We start from the raw sequence: 10,553 nt of genomic DNA on the forward strand, positions 1-10,553 counted from the left end.
GGGGGTTTAGATGAGCTCCAGGGGGTCCAGCTGGATCCGGATGGGCTCTGAGGCCTTGCGCGCGTCCCGGCGCGCGGCCGCGGCGTGGACGGCGGCGGCGAGCGCCTTCCCGTCCGGGCGCGCGACGCGCACCAGGGCCCGTTCGCGTTCGGCGTTGCCGTCCTCGTCGACCTCGCCGAGCGGCACCGGGCCCAGCACCTCGCCGGTCTCCGGGAGGGCGAGGTCGTCGAGCAGCCCGGCGACCGCGTCCGGCGTGCCCTCGATACTCGCCATCCGCATCGCGGGCGGGAACCCGAGTTCGCGCCGCTCGGCCAGTTCCAGGCTCGCGTGCCAGCCGGGATCCCAGCGCACCAGAGCCTGGACGACCGACAAGCCCGCTTCCGCGCCGACGAACACGCGACCGCCTTCGGTTCCCGGCCGCACCAGGGCCGCGGCCGCCATCCAGCGGCGCAGGGTCTCCTCCCCCGCGCGCAGGTCCTGCCGTCCGAGCAGCGCCCAGCCGTCGAGCAGCAGCGCCGCGCCGTAGCCGCCTTCCGCGACCGGCTCGGCTCCGGGCGTGCACACCACCAGCGCCGGTTTTCCGGGCACCGACGCCAAAACCTCCGTCGCGCCCGAGGTCCGCACGGGGAAGCCGGAGAACGCCCGGCCCAGTTCCTCCGCGGTCCGCTTGGAGCCGACGACGACCGCCCGCAGCCGGACGGAACCGCAAGCGGCGCAATGGAAGTTCGTCTCGGGAACGCCGCACCACCGGCACGCTGGCGGCCTCGGCGAGCCGTCGATCAGCCCGCCGGGCAAGGACAACGGGCCGGCACAACGACGGCAATGCGCCGACGTCCGGCAGTTGCCGCAAGCGAGCCCCGGGACGTAACCGCGACGCGGAACCTGGACCAGCACAGGGAATCCACCGGCCAGCGACTGTCGCGCCGCCTCGAAGGCGACCGATGGGAGGCGCGCGGCCTTCGCCGCTTCGTCCCGGGCGACGTCGAAGTCCTCGCCGACCGGCGTGACCCGCGGCGCGGCCGCCCGCAGTTCGGGTCGGGCCGCCACGAGCGGCTGAGCCCAGCCCGATTCCACCAGGAACTGCGCCTCGGCCGTCCGCGCGAACCCGGCGACCAGCATGGAGCCCTTCGCGGCGTGCGCGCGGTCCATCAGCACGTCGCGGACGTGGGGGTACGGCGCGTGCTGGTCGAGGTGGACGTCGTCGCCGTCGTCCCAGACCACGAACAGGCCGGGATCGGCGACCGGCGCGAACATCGCCGCGCGTGTGCCGACGACGACGCGCACCGCGCCGCGCAGCACCGCGAGCCACCGGCGATAGCGCTCGGCGGGCCCCAGCCCGGCGATCAGCGCGACCACGGAATCGGCGCCCAGCAAGGAAACACACGCGTCGTGGAGCCGCGTCAGGTCGCGATGGTCGGGAACGACCATGACGACACCCCGGCCCGCGGCGGCCGCGACGGCGGCGGCTTCGGCGAGGCGGCGAGGCCAGTCCTCGCCCGGCAGCGCCTGCCAGACGGCGTTGGCCGGACGCCGTTCCGCGACGGCCTCCAGGAACGCCGGACCGCTCTGGTACTTCTCCCAGGCGGTGGTTTCGGGCGGCTCCGGCGCCGGCGCGGGTTCGGCGGGCGGTTCGGCCTCGACCTTCGCGTGCCGGGACGGGATCGCGAGCCGCAGGACGTCGCTGAGCGTGCCGCCGTAGCGGTCCGCGACGGACCGGCAGAGCGCGTGGAGCGCCGGAGGCAGCACCGGCTCGCTGGAGGTCACCCGGTCGATGTACGCGAGCTTCCCGGTGAACTCCGTGGTGTCGGCGCGTTCGACGAGGTATCCGTCGACGAGCTGGCCCGCGAACCGGACGCGGACCCGGCAGCCGGGTACGGCGGCTTCGTGCAGCTTCTCGGGGATCCGGTAGTCGAAGGTGCGGTCGAGGTGCGTGAGCGGGATGTCCACCACGATCCGGGCGACCGGGTTCTCGGGCGCGGGGTTCTGCGCGCCGCGACGGCTGGCCGTTTTCGCGCGCGCCGGCTTGACCTTCCGCGCCGGCTCGGCCTTCGGCTCCGGAAGGTCCCACAACGGGGTCGGTTCGGGACTGCTGCTCACCCGGTGATCTCTACCAGACTCCGTCGCCACCGCCTGTCACCGCGTGCGAGGAATGGTCCTTTCCTCGCAAAATTTGCCAGGAAAGGACCTTTCATCGCACGCGCTGCCGGTAACTCGACCTTCACACCTTGCCCAGTACATGAAGGCCCCCTTCCTTGCGCCTAGCTCCGTGAAGGACCCCTTCATGTACTTCCGCCACATCAGCCGCAGACGCCGTGAAGGCCTCCTTCCCTACCCTCAAGGTAGGCAAGGAGGCCTTCACGGACCTCGGAGCGATCAGGCGCCCGCGGCCGACTTCAGGTCCGCCGCCCGCGCCGTGCTCTCCCACGGGAGCTCCAGCTCGGGACGGCCGAAGTGGCCGTACGCGGCCGTCGGCGCGTAGATCGGGCGAAGCAGGTCGAGGTCGCGGATGATCGCGGCCGGACGCAGGTCGAAGACCTCCTGGATGGCGGCCTGGATCTTCGACGGGTCGACCGTCTCGGTGCCGAAGGTCTCGACGAAGAGGCCCACCGGGGCCGCCTTGCCGATCGCGTACGCCACCTGGACCTCGGCGCGCGAGGCGAGACCGGCGGCGATGACGTTCTTCGCCACCCAGCGCATCGCGTACGCGGCCGAGCGGTCCACCTTGGACGGGTCCTTGCCGGAGAACGCGCCGCCACCGTGACGGGCCATGCCGCCGTAGGTGTCGACGATGATCTTGCGGCCGGTGAGGCCGGCGTCGCCCATCGGGCCGCCGATGACGAAGCGGCCGGTCGGGTTGACCAGCAGCCGTACGTTGGAGGTGTCGAGGCCGAGGTCGGCGATCTCCGGGGCGACCACGTGCTCGCGGACGTCGACGCCGAGCATCTGCTCGAGGTCGATGCCGTCGGCGTGCTGGGTGGACACGACCACCGTGTCGAGCCGCACCGGCTGGTCGCCGGCGTACTCGATGGTGACCTGGGTCTTGCCGTCCGGGCGCAGGTACGGCAGCACGCCGTCCTTGCGGACCCTGGTCAGCCGCTGCGAGAGCCGGTGCGCCAGCGCGATCGGCAGCGGCATCAGCTCGGGGGTGTCCGAGCAGGCGTAGCCGAACATCAGGCCCTGGTCACCGGCACCCTGGCGGTTGATCTCGTCCTCGTCGGACTCGACGCGGGACTCGTACGCCGTGTCGACACCCTGCGCGATGTCCGGCGACTGGGAGCCGATCGCGACGTTGACGCCGCAGGAGTTGCCGTCGAAGCCCTTGGCCGAAGAGTCGTAGCCGATCTTCAGGATCACGTCGCGGACGATGGTCGGGATGTCCGCGTAGGCCTCGGTGGTCACCTCTCCGGCGACGTGCACCTGCCCGGTGGTGATGAGGGTTTCGACCGCGACCCGGCTGCGCGGGTCCTTCGCCAGCAGACCGTCCAGGATCGAGTCGCTGATGGCATCACAAATTTTGTCGGGATGACCTTCGGTCACCGATTCCGACGTGAACAGTCTGCTCGTGGACGCGCTCACGGTGGCCGTCACTCCCTCACCTAGACGTCTGATGCCCAGTAAGTTAGGCACCCCTCAGCTTGCAATCAAGCCTACTGACTATCGCTTGGACGGCTGTCAACGCTTCATCAAGGTCACAACAGCATCCCACAATGTGGACGCGAGTTCCGCCTTGGCACCGAGCGGGATCGGGATTTCGGTGCCGTCGGCCCCGAGCAGCCAGCCCGAGTTGTCCTCCGTCCCGAAGGCCTTGCCCTCGCCGACGGCGTTCACCACCAGCAGGTCCGCACCCTTGCGCTTCAGTTTGACCCTGGCGTGATCGAGGACGCCACCCTTGTCGTCCCCGGTTTCCGCGGCGAATCCGACGACCACCTGGCCGTTCGTCCGGTTTCGCACCAGTTCGGCCAGGATGTCCGCGTTGCGCGCGAGCTCGACCACGGGGTCCGGCGCGTCGTCGGACTTCTTGATCTTGTGGTCCGCCCGGTTGGACGGCCGGAAATCGGCGACGGCGGCGGCCATCACCACGACGTCGGCGGTGGCGGCCTCGGCATGCATCGCCTGGCGCAGTTCCTCGGCGGTCGACACGTGGACGACCTTCGCGCCCGCGGGCTCCGGCAGCGCGATGGTGTGCGCGGCGACCAGCGTGACCTCGGCGCCGCGCTGGGCGGCGACGCGGGCCAGCGCGTAGCCCTGCTTGCCCGACGAACGGTTGCCCAGATACCGGACCGGGTCCAGGGGCTCACGGGTGCCGCCCGCCGAGATGGCCACGCGCACGCCTTCGAGGTCGCGCGGGAGGGCCTTCGGCACGGCGAGCAGGAGCCGGGCGAGGTCGACGATCTCGGCGGGGTCCGCGAGCCGTCCCTTGCCGGTGTCCTTGCCGGTCAGCCTGCCGGCGGCGGGTTCGGCGACGACCAGGCCGCGCGAACGCAGCAGCGCCACGTTGTCGCGGGTGGCCGGGTGCTCCCACATCTCGGTGTGCATCGCCGGGAAGAAGGCGACCGGGCACCGGGCGGTGAGCAGGGTGTTGGTCAGCAGGTCGTCCGCGATGCCGTGCGCGGCCTTGGCGAGCAGGTTCGCCGTGGCGGGCACGACGATCACCAGGTCGGCTTCCTTGCCGACGCGGACGTGCTGGACCTCGGGCACTTCGGTGAACACGCCGGTGTGCACCGGGTTCCCGGACAGGGCCTCGAAGGTGGCCGCGCCGACGAAGTTCAGCGCGGCTTCGGTGGGGACCACGCGGACGTCGTGACCGGTTTCGGTCAGTCCGCGCAGGACCTCACAGGCCTTGTAGGCGGCGATCCCGCCACCCACGCCCAGTACTACGCGAGGTTTATTCAACGGTGTACTCGGCGATTCCGCGCGGCACCGCGATCGGGCTGCCAGGGCATGTCACTTCGACGACCTCGCTCACGCTGATCAACGCCCTGCCATCCCGATAGCGGGGCCTTCGGCAGGCCCGCGCCCTACTGTCGCCTTGACAGCCGCCGCGGCCATCGAGGTCTTACTCACCCTCGGTGTGCTCGAGCAGGCCGCCGTGGATCTCGCGCAGGGCGATGGAGAGCGGCTTCTCGCGCGGGCCCGGCTCGACCAGCGGGCCGACGTACTCCAGCAGGCCCTCGCCCAGCTGGGCGTAGTAGTCGTTGATCTGACGAGCGCGCTTGGCCGAGTAGATCACCAGCGCGTACTTCGAGCTGACCTTCTCGAGGAGGTCGTCGATGGGCGGGTTGGTGATGCCTTCGAGCTCTTCGTGCAGCGTGGCCTGAGTCGTCACTCGTGGTGCTCCGAATCTTCGGGTTACTTGTCGCCGGTTATCAAGTTTAGCAACTGCTCGGCGGCCTCTCGCACGTCGGCGTTGACGACGCGCTCGTCGAACTCCCCGGCGGCGGCGAGTTCGCGTTCGGCCTCGGCCAGCCTGGCCTTCACCGCGGCTTCGTTCTCGGTGCCGCGGCCGGTCAGCCTGCCGACCAGTTCGTCCCACGACGGCGGCATCAGCATCACCAGCCGGGCCTCCGGCATCGCCTTGCGGACCTGCCGCGCGCCCTGGAGTTCGATCTCCAGTATCGCGTTGCGGCCCTCGGCCAGCACCCGCTCGACGGGCCCGCGCGGGGTGCCGTAGCAGTTGCCCGCGAACTCGGCGTGTTCGAGCAGTTCGCCGCCGGCGACCATCCGGTCGAACTCGGCCCGGTCGATGAAGTGGTAGTGCTCGCCGTCCACCTCACCCGGCCTCGGCTTCCTGGTGGTCACCGAGACGCTGAAATAGATCTCCGGATCCAGCTTGCGCAGCTCCTTGGCCACGCTCGACTTCCCGACCCCCGAAGGCCCTGAGACGACCGTGAGCCGGTGCCGGGATTCGACTCCCGCCACCGGCTCACCGCCGCGGTCAGCGCCCGGGTTCACCGGGTGGTCCTGACCGGTGCCGCTCACTCGCCGCTGAATTCGGCCAGCAGCGCCTTGCGCTGCCGGTCGCCGAGGCCGCGAAGACGACGGCTGGGTGCGATCTCCAGTCGTTCCATGGTCTGCTGGGCACGGACCTTGCCGACGCCCGGAAGAGCCTCGAGCAGAGCCGAGACCTTCATCTTGCCGAGGACTTCGTTCTCCTCGGCTTGCTTCAACACGTCGACCAGAGTGGTACCGCCCCGCTTCAGCCGCTCCTTCAGCTCAGCACGGATGCGGCGGGCGGCGGCGGCCTTCTCCAGCGCCGCAGCGCGCTGTTCCTCTGTCAGCTGGGGAAGTGCCACGTTTTCCTCCGGTAGTTCTCAAATCTGGGTGGGTGTGGCGACGGTACCCACCCGTTACCTCGGCCCACAATGCGGGGGTGGCTGGTCATGACGGATTCCCGGGCCTGCTATTGGCCTTTTTCCAGGGGACCGAGGGAATCCCGGGTCCGCCGAACGGCCGCACGCAACGCCTCCGGGTCCGGTCCGTGCTTGAGGACGTCACGAGAGGACGCCGGGAGCACACCCGGGAGTCCTGGGCCGAAAAGGCCCCGGAGATCGGCCACGGTGGCTCCCTGGGCCCCGAAACCGGGCGCCAGGATCGGACCGTTCAGCTTGCTCAGATCGAGCTCCCCCGGCGCGATGGTGGCGCCGACGACGACGCCGATGTCACCCAGCGGACCGACGCCCGCGTTGTACGCGGCCGCCGTGTCGACGATGTCCTGCGCGACGGTCTTTCCGTTGGGCAGCAAGGCGTTCTGCAGTCCCTGCGCCTCCGGATTCGAGGTGCGCGCGAGCACGATCAGCCCCTTGCCCTGCGCCTGCGCGACGTCGATCGCGGGCGCCAGCGAACCGAACCCGAGATACGGCGACACCGTGATGGCGTCCGCCTCGAGTTCCGCGCCCGCGGGCAGGAACGCCGCCGTGTACGCCGCCATCGTCGAACCGATGTCGCCGCGTTTGACGTCCAGCAGGACGAGCGCGCCCGCTTCCCGGCACACCTTCATCGTCTTGGCCAGAACGGCGACCCCAGGAGGCCCGTAGGCCTCGAAAAAGGCCGACTGGGGCTTGATCACCGCGACCTCGGGCGCCAGCGTCTCAGCGGCCGTGAGGGCGAACTTCTCCAAACCGCCCGCGTCCGCCGGGAGACCCCACGCCTGGAGGAGCCCGGGATGGGGGTCGATCCCGGCGCAGAGCGGTCCCTTCTCCGCGACCGCCCGCGCCAGCCTCGCCCCGAACCGCTCGGTCATGCCTTGGCCTTCAGCGCCGCCTGGAGGCTCTGCAGCGACCGCACGCCGATGTCGCCCTTGATGACGGCCTCTATCCCGTGCACGGCCGCCGCGGCGCCCTGCACCGTGGTGATGCAGGGGATGTCGCGCGACACCGCGGCGGTGCGGATCTCGTAGCCGTCGATACGCGGACCGCTGTTGCCGTACGGCGTGTTGATCACCATCTGCACCTCACCGCTGAGGATGACGTCCACGACGTTCTGTTCGCCTTCGGCGGAACCCTCGTAGTGCTTGCGCACGACGGTGCAGGCAATCCCGTTGCGCCGCAACACTTCCGCGGTGCCCGACGTGGCGAGGATCTCGAAGCCGAGGTCCGCCAGCCGCTTCACCGGGAACACCAGCGAACGCTTGTCGCGGTTGGCGACGGAGACGAACACCTTGCCCGACGTCGGCAGCGAACCGTAGGCGCCGGCCTGCGACTTGGCGAACGCCTTGCCGAAGGAGACGTCCACGCCCATGACCTCGCCGGTGGACTTCATCTCCGGGCCGAGCAGCGAGTCGACGCCGTGGCCCTCGGGCGTGCGGAAGCGGTGGAACGGCAGGACCGCCTCCTTGACCGCGACCGGCGAATCGGCGGGCATGTGGCCGCCGTCACCCTCGGCGGGCAGGACGCCGGACTCGCGCAGATCCTTGATCGACGAGCCGGTCATGATCAGCGCCGCGGCCTTCGCCAGCGGCACCGCGGTCGCCTTCGACACGAACGGCACCGTCCGCGAGGCGCGCGGGTTGGCCTCCAGGACGTACAGGACGTCGTCCTTGAGCGCGTACTGGACGTTCAGGAGCCCGCGGACGCCGACGCCGCGCGCGATGGCCTCGGTCGAGCGGCGCACCGTCTCGATGTCGGTCCGGCCCAGCGTGATCGGCGGCAGCGCGCACGACGAGTCGCCGGAGTGGATCCCGGCCTCCTCGATGTGCTCCATGACGCCGCCGAGGAAGAGCTCGTCGCCGTCGAACAGCGCGTCGACGTCGATCTCGATGGCGTCGTCGAGGAAGCGGTCCACCAGCACCGGGTGCTCGGGGGTGACCTCGGTGGCGCGGTGGATGTAGCCGGCGAGGGATTCCTCGTCGTACACGATCTCCATGCCGCGCCCGCCGAGCACGTAGGACGGCCGCACGAGGACCGGGTAGCCGATCTGGTCGGCGATCCGCTTCGCGCCCTCGAACGAGGTCGCCGTGCCGTACTTCGGCGCGGGCAGCCCGGCGTCGGTGAGGACCTCGCCGAACGCGCCGCGGTCCTCGGCGAGGTGGATCGCGTCCGGGGAGGTGCCGATCACGGGGACACCGGCGTCGGCGAGGCGCTTCGCGAGCGAGAGCGGCGTCTGGCCGCCCAGCTGCACGATGACCCCGGCGACGGTGCCCGACTCCTGCTCGGCGTTGACCACTTCGAGGACGTCCTCGAACGACAGCGGCTCGAAGTACAGCCGGTCCGAGGTGTCGTAGTCGGTGGAGACGGTCTCGGGGTTGCAGTTGACCATGACGGCCTCGAAACCGGCCTCGCGCAGGGCGATCGCGGCGTGCACGCACGAGTAGTCGAACTCGATGCCCTGCCCGATGCGGTTCGGCCCGGAGCCGAGGATCAGCACCTTCGGCTTGTCGGTCTGCGCGGTGATCTCCGACTGCGCCGCGGGGTCGGTCTCGTAGGCCGAGTAGTGGTACGGCGTCTTGGCCGCGAACTCGGCCGCGCAGGTGTCGACGGTCTTGTACACCGGCCGCACACCGAGACGGCGGCGCAGCGCGCGGACGCCGTCCTCGCCGGCCAGTTCCGGCCGCAGCGAGGCGATCTGGCGGTCGGAGAGCCCGATCCGCTTGGCGCGGCGCAGCAGCGGCTCGTCGAGCACCTGGGCGTCGCGGACCTCGGCGCCGACCTCGCCGATGAGGGCGATCTGGTCGATGAACCAGGGGTCGATCCCCGACGCCTCGTGCACCTGCTGGACCGTGGCGCCGAACCGCAGCGCCCGCTCGACCTCGTACAGGCGGCCGTCGTGCGGCGTGCGCAGGGCTTCCAGCACGGATTCCAGCGTGGCGCCCTCGGGGTCGGGCCGGGTCCAGAAGCCGGTGGCCTTGGTGTCGATGGACCGCAGCGCCTTGCCGAGCGCCTCGGGGAAGCTGCGGCCGAACGACATCGCCTCGCCGACGCTCTTCATCGTCGTGGTGAGCGTCGGGTCCGCGCCGGGGAACTTCTCGAAGGCGAACCGCGGCACCTTCACCACGACGTAGTCCAGCGTCGGCTCGAAGGCCGCCGGGGTCTCGCCGGTGATGTCGTTGCGGATCTCGTCGAGGGTGTAGCCGATGGCGAGCTTCGCGGCGATCTTGGCGATCGGGAACCCGGTCGCCTTCGACGCCAGCGCGCTGGAGCGGGACACGCGCGGGTTCATCTCGATGACGACCATGCGGCCGTCCTCGGGGTTGATCGCGAACTGGATGTTGCAGCCGCCCGTGTCGACGCCGACCTCGCGCAGCACGGCGATGCCGACGTCGCGCATGTGCTGGTACTCGCGGTCGGTCAGGGTCATCGCGGGCGCGACGGTGACCGAGTCGCCCGTGTGCACGCCCATCGCGTCGATGTTCTCGATCGAGCAGACGACCACCACGTTGTCGTGCCGGTCGCGCATGAGCTCGAGTTCGAACTCCTTCCAGCCGAGGACGCTCTCCTCGATGAGCACCTCGGTGACCGGCGACTCGGTGAGCCCGGTGGAGGCGAGGCGCTCCAGCTCCTCGTCGGTGTGCGCCATCCCTGAGCCGAGCCCGCCCATGGTGAACGACGGCCGGATGACCACCGGGAGGCCGACCTCGGCGACGGTCGCGCGGACCTCGTCCATGTCGTGGCAGACCCGCGAACGGGGCACCTCGCCGCCGATCGTGCGGACGATGTCCTTGAACTTCTGCCGGTCCTCACCGCGCTGGATGGCCTCGACGTCGGCGCCGATCAGCTCGACGCCGTACTTCTCGAGCACGCCGCGCTCGTGCAGGGCGACCGCGCAGTTCAGCGCCGTCTGCCCGCCCAGCGTCGCGAGGATCGCGTCGGGACGCTCCTCGGCGATGACCTTCTCGACGAATTCCGGGGTGACCGGCTCGATGTAGGTGGCGTCGGCGAACTCGGGGTCGGTCATGATGGTCGCCGGGTTCGAGTTGACCAGCGAGACGCGCAGTCCCTCTTCGCGGAGTACGCGGCAGGCCTGGGTGCCGGAGTAGTCGAACTCCGCCGCCTGGCCGATCACGATCGGCCCGGAGCCGATCACCAGCACGTGCTGGATGTCTGTCCTCTTCGGCATTA

At 70.4% G+C, this 10,553-nt stretch carries 8 protein-coding genes; all 8 read right to left on the bottom strand.

Annotated elements, in window-relative coordinates; all coding sequences use genetic code 11:
• Positions 1-6 precede the first annotated feature (6 nt).
• The 8 genes from H4W30_RS26110 to carB all read right to left on the bottom strand — a co-directional run bounded on the left by H4W30_RS26110 (position 7) and on the right by carB (position 10,551).
• Positions 7-2,097 carry a primosomal protein N' gene (locus H4W30_RS26110; protein WP_192745258.1) on the bottom strand — a complete coding sequence of 697 codons (2,091 nt, stop codon included), beginning with the start codon at positions 2,095-2,097 and terminating at the stop codon, positions 7-9.
• Positions 2,098-2,373: 276 nt separating this feature from the next.
• Positions 2,374-3,576, bottom strand: coding sequence for a methionine adenosyltransferase (gene metK / locus H4W30_RS26115; RefSeq protein ID WP_185927028.1), 1,203 nt, complete (start codon positions 3,574-3,576; stop codon positions 2,374-2,376).
• Positions 3,577-3,672: 96 nt separating this feature from the next.
• On the bottom strand, positions 3,673-4,893 hold the full coding sequence (coaBC, locus tag H4W30_RS26120) for a bifunctional phosphopantothenoylcysteine decarboxylase/phosphopantothenate--cysteine ligase CoaBC (RefSeq protein WP_192745259.1): 1,221 nt from the start codon (positions 4,891-4,893) through the stop codon (positions 3,673-3,675).
• A gap of 163 nt (positions 4,894-5,056) precedes the next feature.
• Positions 5,057-5,326, bottom strand: coding sequence for a DNA-directed RNA polymerase subunit omega (rpoZ, locus tag H4W30_RS26125; RefSeq protein WP_005152353.1), 270 nt, complete (start codon positions 5,324-5,326; stop codon positions 5,057-5,059).
• A gap of 23 nt (positions 5,327-5,349) precedes the next feature.
• Positions 5,350-5,979, bottom strand: coding sequence for a guanylate kinase (gene gmk, locus H4W30_RS26130; protein WP_192745260.1), 630 nt, complete (start codon positions 5,977-5,979; stop codon positions 5,350-5,352).
• Entirely contained in the window at positions 5,976-6,293 is a 318-nt protein-coding gene (gene mihF / locus H4W30_RS26135) for an integration host factor, actinobacterial type (RefSeq protein ID WP_003096398.1), read from the bottom strand. Before mihF ends, gmk begins: the two co-directional genes overlap by 4 nt.
• 107 nt (positions 6,294-6,400) lie before the next feature.
• Positions 6,401-7,240, bottom strand: a complete 840-nt coding sequence (gene pyrF / locus H4W30_RS26140; RefSeq protein ID WP_192745261.1) for an orotidine-5'-phosphate decarboxylase — start codon at positions 7,238-7,240, stop codon at positions 6,401-6,403.
• Entirely contained in the window at positions 7,237-10,551 is a 3,315-nt protein-coding gene (gene carB, locus H4W30_RS26145; RefSeq protein WP_126731724.1) for a carbamoyl-phosphate synthase large subunit, read from the bottom strand. The genes pyrF and carB overlap by 4 nt, the downstream gene beginning before the upstream one ends.
• Positions 10,552-10,553 lie beyond the last annotated feature (2 nt).

It is taken from the genome of Amycolatopsis roodepoortensis, from assembly GCF_014873915.1.
GTDB classification, from domain to species: domain Bacteria; phylum Actinomycetota; class Actinomycetes; order Mycobacteriales; family Pseudonocardiaceae; genus Amycolatopsis; species Amycolatopsis roodepoortensis.

Bases quoted from the DNA above. Each gene is read 5' to 3' on its own strand.
- pyrF (WP_192745261.1), bottom strand. From the start codon at position 7,240: ATGACCGAGCGGTTCGGGGCGAGGCTGGCGCGGGCGGTCGCGGAGAAG.
- carB (WP_126731724.1), bottom strand. From the start codon at position 10,551: ATGCCGAAGAGGACAGACATCCAGCACGTGCTGGTGATCGGCTCCGGG.